The organism is Ruixingdingia sedimenti, from assembly GCF_031432425.1.
GTDB classification, from domain to species: domain Bacteria; phylum Pseudomonadota; class Alphaproteobacteria; order Rhodobacterales; family Rhodobacteraceae; genus Ruixingdingia; species Ruixingdingia sedimenti.
Genome location: NZ_JAVKPH010000001.1, coordinates 320201 through 336314, shown reverse-complemented (window position 1 = coordinate 336314; position 16114 = coordinate 320201). Strand labels below are relative to the sequence as shown.

At 68.1% G+C, this 16114-nt stretch carries 20 protein-coding genes and 2 tRNA genes; 18 read left to right on the top strand and 4 right to left on the bottom strand.

Annotated elements, in window-relative coordinates; translation table 11 throughout:
* Positions 1 to 122: 122 nt before the first annotated feature.
* The 4 genes from RGD00_RS01725 to RGD00_RS01710 all read right to left on the bottom strand — a co-directional run bounded on the left by RGD00_RS01725 (position 123) and on the right by RGD00_RS01710 (position 1523).
* The gene (locus RGD00_RS01725) at positions 123 to 530 is read right to left on the bottom strand and encodes a pyrimidine dimer DNA glycosylase/endonuclease V (RefSeq protein WP_310455411.1); all 408 of its coding nucleotides are present in this window, start codon (positions 528 to 530) and stop codon (positions 123 to 125) included.
* A 34-nt stretch (positions 531 to 564) separates the two neighbouring features.
* A tRNA-Gly gene (locus RGD00_RS01720) sits at positions 565 to 638 on the bottom strand.
* A gap of 80 nt (positions 639 to 718) precedes the next feature.
* A complete protein-coding gene (locus tag RGD00_RS01715; protein ID WP_310455410.1) occupies positions 719 to 1201 on the bottom strand; it encodes a GNAT family N-acetyltransferase in 483 nt (160 codons plus the stop codon).
* A gap of 234 nt (positions 1202 to 1435) precedes the next feature.
* Positions 1436 to 1523: transfer RNA gene (locus tag RGD00_RS01710), tRNA-Ser, on the bottom strand.
* Positions 1524 to 1710: 187 nt separating this feature from the next.
* Between RGD00_RS01710 and RGD00_RS01705 the strand changes: the two genes are divergently transcribed.
* From RGD00_RS01705 to RGD00_RS01620, 18 genes are all read left to right on the top strand, one after another.
* A complete protein-coding gene (locus RGD00_RS01705; protein WP_310455409.1) occupies positions 1711 to 2856 on the top strand; it encodes an isovaleryl-CoA dehydrogenase in 1146 nt (381 codons plus the stop codon).
* Between the two features lie 3 nt (positions 2857 to 2859).
* On the top strand, positions 2860 to 3249 hold the full coding sequence (locus RGD00_RS01700; protein ID WP_310455408.1) for a hypothetical protein: 390 nt from the start codon (positions 2860 to 2862) through the stop codon (positions 3247 to 3249).
* A gap of 682 nt (positions 3250 to 3931) precedes the next feature.
* Positions 3932 to 4297, top strand: coding sequence for an NADH-quinone oxidoreductase subunit A (locus tag RGD00_RS01695; protein ID WP_310455407.1), 366 nt, complete (start codon positions 3932 to 3934; stop codon positions 4295 to 4297).
* Complete coding sequence (locus RGD00_RS01690) at positions 4288 to 4821, top strand: NuoB/complex I 20 kDa subunit family protein (RefSeq protein ID WP_310455406.1); 534 nt, start codon at positions 4288 to 4290, stop codon at positions 4819 to 4821. The genes RGD00_RS01695 and RGD00_RS01690 overlap by 10 nt, the downstream gene beginning before the upstream one ends.
* A gap of 8 nt (positions 4822 to 4829) precedes the next feature.
* Complete coding sequence (locus RGD00_RS01685; RefSeq protein WP_310455405.1) at positions 4830 to 5426, top strand: NADH-quinone oxidoreductase subunit C; 597 nt, start codon at positions 4830 to 4832, stop codon at positions 5424 to 5426.
* A 25-nt stretch (positions 5427 to 5451) separates the two neighbouring features.
* Entirely contained in the window at positions 5452 to 6318 is an 867-nt protein-coding gene (locus tag RGD00_RS01680; protein ID WP_310455404.1) for a sulfotransferase, read from the top strand.
* Positions 6318 to 7532, top strand: a complete 1215-nt coding sequence (locus tag RGD00_RS01675; RefSeq protein WP_310455403.1) for an NADH-quinone oxidoreductase subunit D — start codon at positions 6318 to 6320, stop codon at positions 7530 to 7532. Before RGD00_RS01680 ends, RGD00_RS01675 begins: the two co-directional genes overlap by 1 nt.
* A gap of 110 nt (positions 7533 to 7642) precedes the next feature.
* Positions 7643 to 7927 (top strand): hypothetical protein, encoded by a 285-nt coding sequence (locus RGD00_RS01670; RefSeq protein ID WP_310455402.1) that lies wholly within the window; start codon positions 7643 to 7645, stop codon positions 7925 to 7927.
* The gene (locus RGD00_RS01665; RefSeq protein ID WP_310455400.1) at positions 7927 to 9099 is read left to right on the top strand and encodes an NADH-quinone oxidoreductase subunit E; all 1173 of its coding nucleotides are present in this window, start codon (positions 7927 to 7929) and stop codon (positions 9097 to 9099) included. The genes RGD00_RS01670 and RGD00_RS01665 overlap by 1 nt, the downstream gene beginning before the upstream one ends.
* 9 nt (positions 9100 to 9108) lie before the next feature.
* Complete coding sequence (locus RGD00_RS01660) at positions 9109 to 9345, top strand: DUF5337 domain-containing protein (RefSeq protein WP_310455399.1); 237 nt, start codon at positions 9109 to 9111, stop codon at positions 9343 to 9345.
* Between the two features lie 10 nt (positions 9346 to 9355).
* Positions 9356 to 10651 carry an NADH-quinone oxidoreductase subunit NuoF gene (gene nuoF / locus RGD00_RS01655; protein WP_310455398.1) on the top strand — a complete coding sequence of 432 codons (1296 nt, stop codon included), beginning with the start codon at positions 9356 to 9358 and terminating at the stop codon, positions 10649 to 10651.
* Positions 10652 to 10656: 5 nt separating this feature from the next.
* Positions 10657 to 10986 carry a hypothetical protein gene (locus RGD00_RS01650; protein WP_310455396.1) on the top strand — a complete coding sequence of 110 codons (330 nt, stop codon included), beginning with the start codon at positions 10657 to 10659 and terminating at the stop codon, positions 10984 to 10986.
* Positions 10987 to 11051: 65 nt separating this feature from the next.
* A complete protein-coding gene (gene nuoG / locus RGD00_RS01645; protein WP_310455395.1) occupies positions 11052 to 13070 on the top strand; it encodes an NADH-quinone oxidoreductase subunit NuoG in 2019 nt (672 codons plus the stop codon).
* Entirely contained in the window at positions 13070 to 13474 is a 405-nt protein-coding gene (locus tag RGD00_RS01640) for a hypothetical protein (RefSeq protein WP_310455393.1), read from the top strand. The genes nuoG and RGD00_RS01640 overlap by 1 nt, the downstream gene beginning before the upstream one ends.
* Positions 13475 to 13507: 33 nt before the next feature.
* The gene (gene nuoH / locus RGD00_RS01635; RefSeq protein WP_310455392.1) at positions 13508 to 14545 is read left to right on the top strand and encodes an NADH-quinone oxidoreductase subunit NuoH; all 1038 of its coding nucleotides are present in this window, start codon (positions 13508 to 13510) and stop codon (positions 14543 to 14545) included.
* 2 nt (positions 14546 to 14547) lie between these two features.
* Positions 14548 to 15039: an NADH-quinone oxidoreductase subunit NuoI gene (gene nuoI, locus RGD00_RS01630; protein ID WP_425603335.1), complete on the top strand. Its 492-nt coding sequence runs from the start codon at positions 14548 to 14550 to the stop codon at positions 15037 to 15039.
* Positions 15036 to 15446, top strand: coding sequence for a carboxymuconolactone decarboxylase family protein (locus tag RGD00_RS01625; RefSeq protein ID WP_310455390.1), 411 nt, complete (start codon positions 15036 to 15038; stop codon positions 15444 to 15446). The genes nuoI and RGD00_RS01625 overlap by 4 nt, the downstream gene beginning before the upstream one ends.
* Positions 15443 to 16057 (top strand): NADH-quinone oxidoreductase subunit J, encoded by a 615-nt coding sequence (locus tag RGD00_RS01620; RefSeq protein ID WP_310455389.1) that lies wholly within the window; start codon positions 15443 to 15445, stop codon positions 16055 to 16057. The genes RGD00_RS01625 and RGD00_RS01620 overlap by 4 nt, the downstream gene beginning before the upstream one ends.
* Positions 16058 to 16114 lie beyond the last annotated feature (57 nt).

Genomic DNA, 16114 nt, shown 5'->3' with positions numbered 1-16114 from the left:
CCTCGTCATGTTGGACCTGTCCGGGCGCCTGCCGCCGTGTATGTGGGTCTTGCACCGTTACAGGAAAGGCGGGATCTCGGGGCAGAGCAACAGGCGGCCGGATTTCCACGTCCCGCGGGATGTCAATCGCCAGCGCCGGGCCGGCTGGCCTTGACGGCGGCCAGCCGCTCGGCGATCCGGGCGCGGTTCAGCGCCATCGCCGCGGGCGTCGGCGTCCAGTCCCCGCACCAATCGGCCGGGATGCCCTCGATCAGGCCCCAGGGGTCGGTGAAGGCGGGCGCATGGCCGCGGGCCTGCATCTCTGCCACCAGCGCCGCCTGCCGCCGCGCCAGCCAGCCGAGCCGCGGGTAGAAGAAGCGCACATGCCCCGGGCCGAGCCGGTAATCCCCCGGGTTGCGCGGATCCCCCGGCCCCTCGCCCCGCGCGATGGCGGCGCGCACCAGCCCGAAGATCCGCGGCAGTTCGCGGTATTCGGCCACCAGATGCGGCGTCGTCAGTTCCGCCGGGGGGATGCAGTTGATGCGCGTCACGATCCGGGGCCGTCCGTGCGGGGAATGTCGGGGATGGAGCGGGTGAAGGGAATCGAACCCTCGTCTTCAGCTTGGGAAGCTGCGGCTCTACCATTGAGCTACACCCGCATGCGCCGCCTCTTAGCATCGGGGCGCGGCGGCCTTCAAGCCCTAACTGCGGGGGTTCCCGGCGTGGCGGCCCGCCGAACCTACAACGCCCGGAACATCACCAGCGCATCGACATAGCCCTGCCGCGGATGGCGGAAGGCGAGCGGCAGGCGGCCCACGATGTCGAAACCCATCGCCTGCCACAGCCGCACCGCCCGTTCGTTGGTGCTGACGACGAAGTTGAACTGCATCGCGCGATAGCCGCGCGCGCGGGCGTGGTCGAGCGAATGCGCGCACATCCGCCGCGCCACGCCCCGGCCGGTCGCCTGCGCCCCGGTCATGTAGCCGCAATTGCACACATGCCGGCCCCCGCCCGCCTGATTCGCCTTCACGTAATAGGTGCCGAGGATGACCCCGTCCTCCTCCGCCACGAAGGTTTCCCTGTCCGGCCCGAGCCAGTAGGCCCTGAGATCCTCCGCGCCCATGCCGGGGTCGAGCGCATAGGTCTCGCCCGCGCGGATGGTGGGTTCGACGATGGCCCGGATGGCGGGCCAGTCTTCGGCAAGGGCGGGGCGTATCAGCATCGTCGGGTGCGCGGGGATCATCCGGTGGCGGGGGCCCCACCGCTATAGCCGCCCGGAACGGCGCCTGACAATCGTCAAGGGCGGTGATGCGCGGCCCGCGCGGCGGAGTTTCTGCCACCGGCGGAAGGCCGGTTCCTCATCGGTTGCGCCGCCGTCTCGACGTCGGGGCGTCTTGGGATGGCCGATCCGGCCGGTGTTCCGGGGGGTGCTTTTCGCGCGGATGTCGGCGGTGTCTGGCGGATGAGGTGGGATTCGAACCCACGGAGGGTTTCCCCTCGCTGGTTTTCAAGACCAGTGCCTTAAACCGCTCGGCCACTCATCCGTCGTGGGTTTCGTCGTGGGCTTTCCGGCCCGCCGCGCCGGTGGCCCGGTCTGTCCCACCCCGGCCGGGTAGCCGAGGCGGGGCGATTCTGGAAGGGGTTGCGGCGCTTGACGGGCGGGGGCGGGTTGCGGTATTTTTTGAACAATCGTTCAATAAAATCGGGGAGGCTGCGATGTCCGGGGGGGCGATGCGTTTCGCATTGGGCGAGGATGTCGATGCGCTGCGCGAGACCGTGGCGCGGTGGGCGCAGGCGCGGCTGATGCCGATGGCGGCGGCGATCGACCGCGACAACCGCTTTCCCGCCCCGCTCTGGCGCGAGATGGGCGATCTCGGCCTTCTGGGCGTCACCGTGCCGGAGGAATACGGCGGCGCCGGGCTCGGCTACCTCGCCCATGTCGTCGCGGTGGAGGAGGTCGCGCGCGCCTCGGCCTCGGTCGCGCTGTCCTATGGCGCGCATTCCAACCTCTGCGTGAACCAGATCCGGTTGAACGGCACGGCGGAGCAGAAGGCGAAATACCTGCCGAAACTGGTCAGCGGCGACCATGTGGGCGCGCTGGCGATGTCGGAGGCCGGGGCGGGCTCGGACGTCGTGTCGATGACGCTGCGGGCGGACCGGCGCGACGGGCACTATATCCTGAACGGCAACAAGTACTGGATCACCAACGGGCCGGTGGCCGATGTGCTGGTGGTCTATGCCAAGACCGATCCGGCGGCCGGATCGAAGGGCATCACCGCCTTCCTCGTGGAACGGGGGATGAAAGGGTTCTCGACCGGCCCGCATTTCGACAAGCTCGGCATGCGGGGATCGGACACGGGCGAGCTGATCTTCGAGGATTGCGCGGTGCCGGCGGAAAACGTGCTCGGGGCCGAAGGGCGCGGGGTCGCGGTGCTGATGTCGGGGCTGGATTACGAACGGGTGGTGCTGTCGGGCATCGGCACCGGGATCATGGCGGCGTGCCTGGATGCGGTGGTGCCCTATCTGCGCGACCGCCGCCAGTTCGGCCAGCCGATCGGGAATTTCCAGCTGATGCAGGGCAAGCTGGCCGACATGTATGTCGCGCTGAACACCGCACGGGCCTATGTCTACGAGGTGGCGCGCGCCTGCGACCGCGGCGCGGTGACGCGGGCCGATGCCGCGGGCTGCGTGCTTTACGCCAGCGAACAGGCGATGGTGCAGGCGCATCAGGCGGTGCAGGCCCTGGGCGGCGCGGGGTTCCTGAACGATGCGGTGGTCAGCCGCCTGTTCCGCGACGCCAAGCTGATGGAGATCGGCGCGGGCACCAGCGAGATCCGCCGCATGCTGATCGGGCGGGAACTGATGGGCACGTTCTAGGCGGTGGGGAAGGGCAGGGTCCCTTCCCGGCGCCATGCCTGCCCGCGTTGCGGCGCGGCGCAGCCGTGGTTCGCGCTGTTCCTGACCGCGCGGGGCGGGCTGCGCCGTTTCGCCATGCAGCCCTTCGCGCCATGCCCCGGCTGCGGGGCGCGGCTGCGGCTGGTGCCGCGGGGCACCCAAGCGACGCTCGCACTGGCGCAGGTGGCGGGGGGCGTGCTGTTCGTGGGGGTGGGGATGCTGCTGCTGATGGCGGTTTTGGCCGTCGCCCCCGCGGCGGGATGGCCGGGGATCGTGGCGGGGTTCCTGCTGTGGTCGGTGGCCGGAAACCTCGCGCTCTGGCGGATCTGGCAGGAAGGGATCCGCCGCCTGTGGCGGCCCGAGGTGGCGCCATGACCCCGCGGCCGATCGAAAAGGTCGCGGCGCCGACCGGGCCGGAGGCGGCGACAGGTCCGGTCCGGGCGGAACGACGATTCGACGGGGCAGGGGGCCCGCCCCGTGGCCTGCCGGTTCCCGAACCCGTGGCGCACCACCCGGCGCCCCCGGGGATTTATGGACAGAAAATGGAGGAAGGCAGCGCCCGATTGTGCACGGGCGCCTGATCGGGCCCGGGGGCGGTGGCGCACGCCATATTCGGCACACGCCTTTCAGCGGCACCACGCCCTGTTCTTCAGGCTGGCCCAAGTTCTTCAGGCTGGCACAAATATCCGGGGGGGCAGCGGGCGGTGCGCCACGGGTTGGGGAACCAGCTGGCGCAGGGCTGGCCCCCGGCACCGCCCGCAAAGCCGGGCGTGCGCGCCGGGTCGGGGCCCTCGCGCGCCGCCTGTCCCGGAACGCCGCCGCCGGGCGGCCGCCTGCGCGTCCGCGGGGCTGAGTCCCTCTGCCGGAACGCGGGCGGGCGCGGCATCCGCAGGCGGTTGCGGCGAATTGCGCGCCGGGGTGCAACACCGGAAGAAATCCGGCCTTTTCGCCTGCCGGCTTTCCGGGCGTCGGTTGACCCGGTGGGGGGGGCGCGCTAAACGGGGCGCAGTCATGATCCGCGTCCGGCGCGGACGATGTGTAGCCGAAGGAGCCAGCATTGGACGCGCTGCTGAGAGAATACCTTCCCATCCTCATCCTTCTGGCGATCGCCGTCGCGCTCGGGCTCGTGCTGGTGCTGGCGGCGGTGGTGCTGGCGGTGCGCAACCCCGACCCCGAAAAGGTGTCGGCCTACGAATGCGGCTTCAACGCCTTCGACGACGCGCGGATGAAGTTCGACGTCCGCTTCTACCTCGTCTCGATCCTGTTCATCATCTTCGACCTCGAGGTGGCGTTCCTGTTCCCCTGGGCGGTGGCCTTCGGGGAAATCAGCATGGTCGCCTTCTGGTCGATGATGGTGTTCCTGGGGGTGCTGACGGTCGGCTTTGCCTATGAATGGAAGAAGGGGGCGCTGGAATGGGAGTGATCACCGGGGCGAACACCGCCGGGCCCGACCGCGAGGTCGCCACCCAGGCGCTGAACCGCGAATTGCAGGACAAGGGCTTCCTGCTGACCTCGACCGAGGACATCATCAACTGGGCGCGCACCGGCAGCCTGCACTGGATGACCTTCGGGCTGGCCTGCTGCGCGGTCGAGATGATCCAGGTGTCGATGCCGCGCTATGACGTGGAACGTTTCGGCACCGCGCCGCGCGCCTCGCCGCGCCAGTCGGACCTGATGATCGTCGCCGGCACGCTGACCAACAAGATGGCCCCCGCGCTGCGCAAGGTCTACGACCAGATGCCGGAACCGCGCTATGTGATCTCGATGGGGTCCTGCGCCAACGGCGGCGGCTATTATCACTACAGCTATTCGGTCGTGCGCGGCTGCGACCGCGTGGTGCCGGTGGATGTCTATGTCCCCGGCTGCCCGCCCACGGCCGAGGCGCTGCTCTACGGTATCCTGCAATTGCAGCGGAAGATCCGCCGCACCGGCACCCTCGTACGCTGAGGTCCAAGATGAGCGAAGCCCTGAACGAACTCGCCGCGCTGATCGCGCTCAAGCGGGCCGACGACGTGGTGGAAACGCAGGTCGCCTTCGGCGAACTGACCGTCACGGTGCCGGTGCAGCGCATCCTGCCCTTCGTGGAATTCCTGCGCAGCGACCTCAACTGCCGCTTCGCCACGCTGGTGGACATCACCGCCGTGGACTGGCCCGACCGCGAGAAGCGTTTCGATGTGGTCTGGCATTTCCTGTCGATGTACCGCAACCAGCGCATCCGCGTGAAGGCCGAGGTGGAGGTGGACCAGATGGTGCCCTCGATCCTGTCCGTGCATCCGAGCGCGAACTGGTTCGAGCGCGAGGTGTTCGACATGTTCGGCATCATCTTTTCCGGCCATCCCGACCTGCGGCGGATCCTGACCGACTACGGTTTCCGCGGCCATCCGCTGCGCAAGGATTTCCCCACCACCGGCTATACCGAGGTCCGCTATGACGAGGCGCAGAAGCGCGTCGTCTACGAACCCGTGAACCTGGTGCAGGAATACCGGCAGTTCGACTTCATGAGCCCCTGGGAGGGCGCGGAATACATCCTTCCGGGCGACGAGAAACGGTAGGGCGCAGATGGGCGGGCCGGCGGTCATGTTCGGAATCGGGGCGACCAAGGCGGGCACCAGCTGGCTGCACCGCTATCTGGCCGATCATCCCGATTGCGCGATGCCGGCGCTGAAGGAACTGCATTATTTCGACACGGCCGAGGCCGGGTTGCTGGGGCGCGAGGCCAAACGCATCCGGGCCAAGCGCGCGCGGCTGGCGGCCGAGGCGTCGGTGGCGCCCGAGGGCAGGCGCGCGGGCATCCTGCGCGGCGTCGCGGCCTGCGACCGCTGGTTGGGGGTGCTGGACCGCGGGGCCGATGACGCGGCCTATCTGGCCTTCCTGACCGAAGGGGCAGGGGGGCGGCGGCTGGTGGGCGATGTGACGCCGGCCTATGCGCTGTTGCCCGAAGCCGTGCTGACGCGGATGGAACGGCTCGCCCCGGTCACGCGCTTCGTCTACCTGCTGCGCGATCCGGTGGACCGGCTCTGGTCGCATCTGCGCATGATCGCGGCGCGCACGGGCGTGGCGAAGGCGGATGTGGGCGCCAAGGCGCTGGCGATGTTCGACGACTGGGCCGCGGGCGGGCACCCCGAGGTCACGGCGCGGGGCGATTACGCCGCCGTTCTGGCCAAGCTGGGCCGGGCAATCCGTCCGGCGAACCTGTGGACGGGGTTTTACGAAACCCTGTTCAGCGATGCGGGCGTGGCGCGGCTTTGCGCCTTTCTGGGCATCGCCGTGCGGCCCGGCCGCTATGACCAGCGCGTGCACGCCAGCCCCGGCGCCGGGGATCTGACCGGCGCGCGGCTGGCGCTGGCGCGCGCGCGGCTTGCGCCGCAATACGACCATGTGGCCCGCGCGTTCGGCGACCTGCCCGCGCGCTGGCACGAAAATTCCGGGATCGGAGCAGCATGATGGACGGCAATTTCGACGATGCTCTGACGGGCGAGCAGAAGATCCGCAACTTCAACCTCAACTTCGGGCCGCAGCACCCGGCGGCGCATGGCGTGCTGCGTCTGGTGCTGGAGCTTGACGGCGAGATCGTGGAACGCGCCGACCCGCATATCGGCCTGCTGCACCGCGGCACCGAGAAGCTGATGGAAAGCCGCACCTATCTGCAGAACCTGCCCTATTTCGACCGGCTGGACTATGTGGCGCCGATGAACCAGGAACATGCCTGGTGCTTGGCCATCGAACGGCTGACCGGGACCGAGGTGCCGCGGCGGGCGCAGCTGATCCGGGTGCTCTATTCCGAAATCGGGCGGATCCTGAACCACCTGCTGAACATCACCACCGGGGCGATGGACGTGGGCGCGCTGACGCCGCCGCTGTGGGGTTTCGTCGCGCGCGAGGAACTGATGGTGTTCTACGAACGCGCCTGCGGGGCGCGGCTGCACTCGGCCTATTTCCGGCCCGGCGGCGTGCACCAGGACCTGCCGCCCGACCTGCTGGACGACATCGACGCCTGGGCCGAGAAGTTCCCGAAACTGGTGGACGACATCGACGGCCTGCTGACGGAAAACCGCATCTTCAAGCAGCGCACCGTCGATATCGCCATCGTGTCGGAACAAGAGGTGATGGACTGGGCCTTTTCCGGCGTGATGGCGCGCGGGTCGGGCCTTGCTTGGGACCTGCGGCGCGCGCAGCCCTACGAATGCTATGACGAGTTCGACTTCCAGATCCCGGTGGGCAAGAACGGCGACTGTTTCGACCGCTACCTCTGCCGGATGGCGGAAATGCGCGAGTCGACCAGGATCATCCGCCAGGCCATCGCCAAGCTGCGCGAGCCCGCGGCGCAGACCGACGTGCTGACGCGCGGCAAGATCTCGCCGCCTAAACGGGGCGAGATGAAGCGGTCGATGGAGGCGCTGATCCATCACTTCAAGCTTTACACCGAGGGCTTCCATGTGCCGTCGGGCGAGGTCTATGCCGCGGTCGAGGCGCCCAAGGGCGAATTCGGCGTCTATCTGGTGGCCGACGGCACCAACCGGCCCTACCGCGCCAAGATCCGCGCGCCGGGCTATCCGCACCTTCAGGCGATGGACCATCTGTCGCGCGGCCATCTGCTGGCCGATGTGGCGGCGATCATCGCCACGATGGACGTGGTGTTCGGGGAGATCGACCGTTGATATTGCATAGCGGCCCCCGGCACCCCACTGATCTGGGCAGGGCCCCCCGCCGGGCCCCTGCACCCCTAGCGAGCGCGGCGCCCCCGGTGGCGCGCGACAGGAGACTGGACATGATCCGCACCCTCGCCCCCCGTACCCTCGTTCTGGCCGTGATCCTTGCGGTGCCCGCGCTGGCACCCGCCCGGGCCGATGTGACGCCCGAACAGACGCAGGCGCTGGTCGCCGCCATCGCCGCCGCCGGCTGCGAGGTGCGCGCCGACAACAACGCCCAGATCCTCGCCGCCGCGGGCCTCGACGAGGCGCAGGCGGCCGAGGCCGTGTCGGCCCTTCTGGGCGACGGCCGGGCGGAAATCGAGGGCGGCACCCTGCGGCTCAAGACCGAAGGGTGCAACTGATGCTTCGCCGCCTGCACGCCCAACAGCCCGCAAGCTTTGCCTTCACCCCGGCCAACCAGGCCTGGGCCGAGGCGCAGATCACCAAATACCCCGAGGGCCGTCAGGCCAGCGCGATCATCCCGCTTTTGTGGCGCGCGCAGGAACAGGAAGGCTGGCTGACCCGCCCGGCGATCGAACATGTCGCCGGATTGCTGGGGATGCCCTATATCCGCGCGCTCGAGGTCGCCACCTTCTACTTCATGTTCCAGCTGCAACCCGTTGGATCCGTTGCGCATATCCAGATCTGCGGCACCACCAGCTGCATGATCTGCGGGGCCGAGGACCTGATCGCCGTCTGCAAGGCGAAGATCGCGCCCAAGGCGCACCAGCTGTCGGCGGACGGGCGGTTCAGCTGGGAAGAAGTCGAATGCCTCGGCGCCTGCACCAACGCGCCGATGGCCCAGATCGGCAAGGATTATTACGAGGATCTGAACGCCGAACGGCTGGAACGGCTGCTGGACGAACTGGCGGCGGGCAAGACCCCGGTGCCGGGGCCGCAGAACGGGCGCTATGCGTCCGAACCGCTGTCGGGTCTGACCAGCCTCAAGGACTTCGAATCCGGCCGGCGGCAATACAACGCCTCGGCGCAGCGGGCGGTGGATGTGGGCGACGGCATCAGGCGCATCGACGGCACCGAAGTGCCGCTGATCGTGTCCTGGCGCCGCAAGCCCGAACCCGAGGCCCCCGCGGCCGCCGCCGAACCGGCCCCTGCCGCGGCAGGCATCGCGCCCGAACGGGCCGAGGCGCTGGCCAAGGGCAAGCCCGAGGTCGACGTGCCCATGCCCGAAGGCACCGGCACCGCCGCCCCCGGCCAGCCCGTCCACGACCCCGCGCCGGTGGCGGATGCGGGCGTGAAGCCCGTCGGCCTGACCGAGGCGCGCGGCGGCGCGGCGGACGATCTGCAGAAGATCGAGGGCATCGGCCCGGTGCTGGAAAAGCTCTGCCACGAACTGGGCATCTTCCACTTCGACCAGATCGCCGCCTGGGGCCCCGAGGAAGTCGCCTGGATGGACGGCAACCTCAAGGGCTTCCGGGGCCGCGTCACGCGCGACAGATGGGTGGCGCAGGCGAAGCTCATCGGCGAGGTGGGGATGGAGGAATTCCTCCGCCGCGCCAAGACCAACGATTACTGAGCGCATGCCATGAAACCCGCGCCGCAGCCAGATCGCAACGCCGCCACCGACTTCGCCCGACAGGGGCGGCTGGTGGCGATCGTGATCGCGGTGGCAACGGTGGCGTGGCTCTTGCTGGGCGAGATCGGCCGGCAACACGGATGGGCGGGGCGCTATGCCTTTCTCATCGACCTTGCCGCGGTGGCGGCCTATGTCTGGGCGCTGGCGGTGACATGGCGGCTGTGGCGCAAACGCCGGGAAAACTGAGGGAAAGCGGATGCTGAAGGATCAGGACCGTATCTTTACCAACCTCTACGGGATGCATGACCGCAGCCTGGCGGGGGCGCGCAAGCGCGGCCACTGGGACGGCACCGCCGAGATCATCGCGCGCGGGCGCGACAAGATCGTCGAACAGGTCAAGGCCAGCGGGCTGCGCGGCCGGGGCGGCGCGGGCTTCCCCACCGGGCTCAAGTGGTCCTTCATGCCCAAACAGTCGGACGGCCGGCCCAGCTATCTGGTGATCAACGCCGACGAATCCGAACCCGGCACCTGCAAGGACCGGGAGATCATGCGCCATGATCCCCATACGCTGATCGAGGGGGCGCTGATCGCCAGTTTCGCCATGGGGGCGAACACCTGCTACATCTACCTGCGCGGCGAATATATCCGCGAACGCGAGGCGCTTCAGGCCGCGGTGGACGAATGCTATGACGCGGGCCTTCTGGGCCGCAACGCCGCCGGGTCGGGCTGGGATTTCGACCTCTACCTGCACCACGGCGCGGGCGCCTATATCTGCGGCGAGGAAACCGCGCTACTGGAAAGCCTCGAAGGCAAGAAGGGCATGCCGCGGATGAAGCCGCCGTTCCCGGCGGGCGCGGGCCTATACGGCTGCCCGACCACGGTCAACAACGTCGAATCCATCGCCGTCACCCCCACCATCCTGCGCCGCGGCCCGGAATGGTTCGCCAGCTTCGGCCGCCCGAACAACGCCGGCACCAAGCTCTTCGGTATTTCGGGCCATGTGAACAACCCCTGCGTCGTCGAGGAGGCGATGTCGATCCCGCTCAAGGAACTGCTGGAACGCCATTGCGGCGGCGTGCGGGGCGGCTGGAAGAACCTCAAGGCGGTGATCCCGGGCGGGTCTTCGGTGCCGTTGCTGCGCGCCGAACAATGCGACGACGCGATCATGGATTTCGACTGGCTGCGCGAACAGCGGTCCGGTCTCGGCACGGCGGCGGTGATCGTGATGGACCAGTCCACCGACATCATCAAGGCGATCTGGCGGCTGTCGAAATTCTACAAGCACGAAAGCTGCGGCCAGTGCACGCCCTGCCGCGAAGGTACCGGCTGGATGATGCGGGTGATGGACCGGCTCGTGCGCGGCGAGGCCGAGATCGAAGAGATCGACATGCTCTTCGACGTGTCCAAACAGGTCGAGGGCCATACGATCTGCGCGCTCGGCGATGCGGCGGCCTGGCCGGTGCAGGGCCTGATCCGGCAGTTCCGCGAGGAAATCGAGGACCGCATCAAGGCCCGCAAGACCGGCCGCACGGGCGCGATGGCGGCGGAGTGACCCCGATGACCCGCACCCTTCCGGTTCTGATCCTGACCATGGTGGCGCTTGCGCTTTCCGGTTGCGCGCGCGAACGGCGGGCGGCGGCGGAGGCGGGGTTGCCCTATCGCGCCGACCTCAAGGCGGCCGATGACGGCACTCTCTTGATTTCGGTCAAGGCGGCGGGGGCAGGACTGGCCGAGGTGCGGGAAAGCGTGCGCTATCCGGTGACGCGCCACTGCCTGACGGAAACCGGCAACTCGACCGCGGACTGGACGCTCGACCCCGCGACGGGGGACTGGGCCTGGCGCGTGGCCGGGGACGAACTGGTGTTCGAGGCGCGGTGCCGTGGCTGAGGATGCAGGGATGCGCGTGGGAATGATTGGCGGGCGCCCGGGCGCCCCGACGGCGGAGTAAGGCAATGTCCAACCTCAAGAAAATCATCATCGACGGGATCGAGGTCGAGGTGGATGCCGCGATGACGATCATCCAGGCGGCCGAGGTCGCGGGGATCGAGATCCCGCGCTTTTGCTATCACGAGCGTCTGTCGATCGCGGGCAACTGCCGGATGTGCCTTGTCGAAGTCGTGGGCGGCCCGCCGAAGCCCGCGGCAAGCTGCGCCATGCAGGTGCGCGACCTGCGCCCCGGCCCCAACGGCGAGCCGCCGGTGGTCAAGACCAATTCCCCCATGGTCAAGAAGGCCCGCGAAGGGGTGATGGAATTCCTGCTGATCAACCATCCGCTGGATTGCCCGATCTGCGACCAGGGCGGCGAATGCGATCTGCAGGACCAGGCGATGGCCTATGGCGTCGATTTCAGCCGCTACCGCGAACCCAAGCGGGCGAACGAGGACCTGAACCTCGGCCCGCTGGTCGCCACGACGATGACGCGCTGCATTTCCTGCACCCGCTGCGTCCGCTTCACCACCGAGGTGGCGGGCATCACCCAGATGGGCCAGACCGGCCGGGGCGAGGACAGCGAGATCACCAGCTATCTGAACACCACGCTGGACAGCAACCTTCAGGGCAACATCATCGACCTGTGCCCGGTCGGCGCGCTGACCTCGAAACCCTATGCCTTCACCGCCCGCCCGTGGGAACTGACCAAGACCGAGACCGTGGATGTGATGGATGCGCTCGGGTCGTCGATCCGCGTGGATACCAAGGGGCGCGAAGTCATGCGCATCCTGCCGCGCAACCATGACGGCGTGAACGAGGAATGGATTTCCGACAAGACCCGCTTCATCTGGGACGGGCTGCGCCGCCAGCGGCTGGACATGCCCTATATCCGCGAAAACGGCCGGTTGCGGAAGGCGACCTGGCCCGAGGCACTGGCGGCGGCCGCCGCCGCGATGAAGGGCCGCAAGGTCGCGGGGCTGGTGGGCGATCTGGCGCCGGTCGAGGCGGCCTTCGCGCTGAAACAGCTGGTCGAGGGGCAGGGGGGCCGCGTCGAATGCCGCACCGACGGCGCGCGGCTGCCCATCGGCAACCGTTCCGCCTATGTCGGCAATGCCCGGATCGAGGATATCGACAGCGCCAAGCGCATCCTGCTGATCGGCACCAACCCGCGCGACGAGGCCCCGGTGCTGAACGCGCGCATCCGCAAGGCGTGGCTCAAGGGCGCGGACATCGCGCTGGTCGGGCAGGCGGCGGATCTGACCTATGACTACCACCACCTCGGCGCCGGCCGCGACACGCTGGTGAACCTGCTGAAGGACGATCTGGCCAACAAGGAAGGCACCCCCGGCATCGTCATCGTCGGCCAGGGCGCGATCCGCGAGGCGGATGGCGAGGCGGTTCTGGCCCATGCGATGCGCATCTGCGAACTGGGCGACTGCAAGCTCCTGGTGCTGCACACCGCCGCCGGGCGCGTCGGCGCGATGGATGTGGGGGCCGTGACCGAAGGCGGGCTGACGGCGGCCATCGACGGGGCCGAAGTCATCTACAACCTCGGCGCGGATGAGGTGGAGATCGGCGCGGGCCCGCTGGTGATCTATCAGGGCAGCCACGGCGACCGCGGCGCGCACCGGGCCGACATCATCCTGCCCGCCGCCGCCTATACCGAGGAAAACGGCCTGTTCGTGAACACCGAGGGCCGCCCGCAACTGGCGCTGCGCGCCGGTTTCGCGCCGGGCGAGGCGAAGGAAAACTGGGCGATCCTGCGGGCGCTGTCGGCGGAACTGGGCGCGGTGCAGCCGTGGAACAGCCTCGCCGAATTGCGGCGCGCGCTGATCGCGGCGCATCCGCATCTGGGCGATATCGACGTGGTGGCCGACAACGGCTGGCAGCCGCTGCCGGTGCAGGCGCCGGGGCAGGCCAGCTTCCGCAACGCGATTGCGGATTTCTACCTGACCAACCCGATCGCCCGCGCCTCGGCGCTGATGGCGGAACTGTCGGCCCAGGCCGCCGCGCGCGCCCGCGCGCCGCTGGCGGCGGAGTGATGCGGATGGCGCGTGCCATCGCCCTTGCCTTGGCCCCCCTGTCGGGGCTGGCCGCCTGCGCGGACGGCGCGCAGGTGGGGCGCGAGGCCGCGCTGCCGCCCGCCTATCTGGGGATCGAGACGCGGCTTCTGGAAGGCGATCTGGTGAACTTCCGCGTCGCCATGCGCCATGCCGGCGGCCAGCGCCAGTTGACCGACTATGCGGCCTGCGCCGCGGCACAATATGCGCTGATCCGGGGTTTCGGGTTTGCGCGCCACGTCAGGACGAATATTGCACAAGAGGGTTCCATCGCCCGCGCGGATGCGGTTTACACCATCTCGCCCGCGCTGCCCCGCGGGGTGGCGACGATCGACGCCGAGGTGACGGTCCGCGACTGTGGCGAACGGGGCATACCGACGGTCTGAGGCCGGCGAAAAGACTGAGGGATGTGAGGCAAAATGGCTGAGTTTCTTCAAACCGGGGCGGGGATCGCGCTGCTGATCGCGGTGCAGAGCCTTGCGGTCGTCGGCTTCGTGATGATCTCGCTCATCTTCCTGGTCTACGGCGACCGGAAGATCTGGGCGGCGGTGCAGATGCGGCGCGGCCCGAACGTGGTGGGACCCTGGGGTCTGCTGCAAACCTTTGCCGATGCGCTGAAATATGTGGTGAAGGAAATCGTCGTGCCCGCGGGGGCCGACCGGCCGGTGTTCTTCCTTGCGCCGATGCTGTCCTTCGTGCTGGCGATCCTCGCCTGGGCGGTGATCCCGTTCAGCGACGGTTGGGTGCTGGCCGACATCAACGTGGCGATCCTCTTCGTCTTTGCCGTCTCCTCGCTGGAGGTTTACGGCGTGATCATGGGCGGGTGGGCCTCGAACTCCAAATACCCGTTCCTCGGCTCGCTGCGGTCCGCCGCGCAGATGATTTCCTACGAGGTCTCGCTCGGCCTCATCATCATCGGCATCGTGATCTCCACCGGCTCGCTGAACCTTTCGGCGGTGGTCGAGGCGCAGCGGGGCGATCTGGGCCTGTTCAACTGGTACTGGTTGCCGCATCTGCCGATGTTCGTGCTGTTCTTCATCTCGGCGCTGGCGGAAACCAACCGGCCCCCGTTCGACCTTCCGGAGGCGGAATCGGAACTGGTGGCGGGTTTCATGGTCGAATATTCCTCGACGCCCTATCTGCTGTTCATGGCCGGCGAATATATCGCCATCTTCCTGATGTGCGCGCTGATGAGCCTGCTGTTCCTCGGCGGCTGGCTGTCGCCGATCCCGGGCCTGCCCGACGGCGCGCTGTGGATGGTCGGCAAGATGGCGTTCTTCTTCTTCCTGTTCGCCATGGTGAAGGCGATCGTGCCGCGCTATCGCTATGACCAGCTGATGCGGATCGGCTGGAAGGTGTTCCTGCCGCTGTCGCTGGCCTGGGTGGTGATCGTGGCGTTCCTGGCGAAATTCGAAGTGCTCGGCGGCGCGTGGGCACGCTGGACGATTGGGGGCTGATGATGGGCATCGACGTAACCCGCGCGGTCAAGTATTTCCTGCTGGTGGATTTCATCAAGGGCTTCGGCCTGGGGATGAAATACTTCTTCGCGCCCAAGGAAACGCTGAACTATCCGCATGAAAAGGGCCCGCTGTCGCCCCGGTTCCGGGGCGAACATGCGCTGCGCCGCTATCCCAACGGCGAGGAACGCTGCATCGCCTGCAAGCTGTGCGAGGCGGTCTGCCCCGCGCAGGCGATCACCATCGACGCAGAGCCGCGCGACGACGGCAGCCGCCGCACCACGCGCTACGACATCGACATGACGAAATGCATCTACTGCGGCTTCTGTCAGGAAGCCTGCCCGGTGGACGCCATCGTCGAAGGCCCGAACTTCGAGTTTTCCACCGAAACCCGCGAGGAACTTTTCTACACCAAGGAAAAGCTTCTGGAAAACGGGGCCCGGTGGGAGGCAGAGATCGCCCGCAACCTCGAACTGGACGCGCCCTACAGATGAACGAAGCCTGGCAGAAAATGGTCCAGACCATGCTGGAACAGAGCCAGCAGATGGCGCGCACCCTCAACCCGGCGCTGGAGAATTTCCGCGTCAAGGGGTTCGAGGATCTCATCCCCACGATGTCCAAGGACTTCATGGAGATGGCCTTCGGCAAGACCTTCAACCGCGAGGGGCTGGACGCCAAGACGCGCATGCTTGTGACCATCGCGGCGCTGACCGTACTGGGCGCGCAGGCGGAACCGCAGCTGAAGCTCTGTGTGCGCCACGCGCTGGAGGCCGGGGCATCCAAGCGCGAGATCGCCGAGGTGATCTATCAGATGAGCATGTTCGGCGGCCTGCCGGCGATGCAGAAGGCGCTGGAAATCGCGCAGACCGTGTTCGGCGAGACCGAGGAGGACAGCAAATGACCGTGGCCGATCTTGCCTTCTACGCCTTCGCCATCGTCACGGTGATGGCCGGATTCCTCGTGACCGTGGCGCGCAACCCGGTGCATTCGGTGCTGTGGCTGATCCTGGCGTTCTTTTCCTCGGCGGGGCTGTTCGTGCTTCTGGGGGCCGAATTCGTGGCGATGCTGCTGGTCATCGTCTATGTCGGCGCGGTGGCGGTGCTGTTCCTGTTCGTCGTCATGATGCTGGACGTCGATTTCGCCGCGCTGAAGGGCGAAATGGCCCGCCACATGCCGCTGGCGCTGCTGATCGGCGTGGTGCTGGTGATGCAGTTCGCGCTGGCCTTCGGCGCATGGACGCAGGCGGACGGGGCGATGGGGCTGCGCCAGGCGGTGGCGCCCGATCCGGCGCAGGTAGAAAACACCCGCGCCATCGGCCTGCTGCTTTACGACCGTTACATCCTTCTGTTCCAGGTCGCGGGGCTGGTGCTGCTGGTCGCGATGATCGGCGCCATCGCGCTGACGCTGCGCCACCGCAAGAACGTGAAGCGGCAGGACGTGCTGACGCAGATGTGGCGCGACCCGGCCGTGACGCTGGAACTGAAGGACGTGAAGCCCGGGCAGGGTCTCTGATGGATACCGTGGGCCGGATCGCGGTCGGCGTCGCTGTCGCCGTGGCGGTCCGGGCCG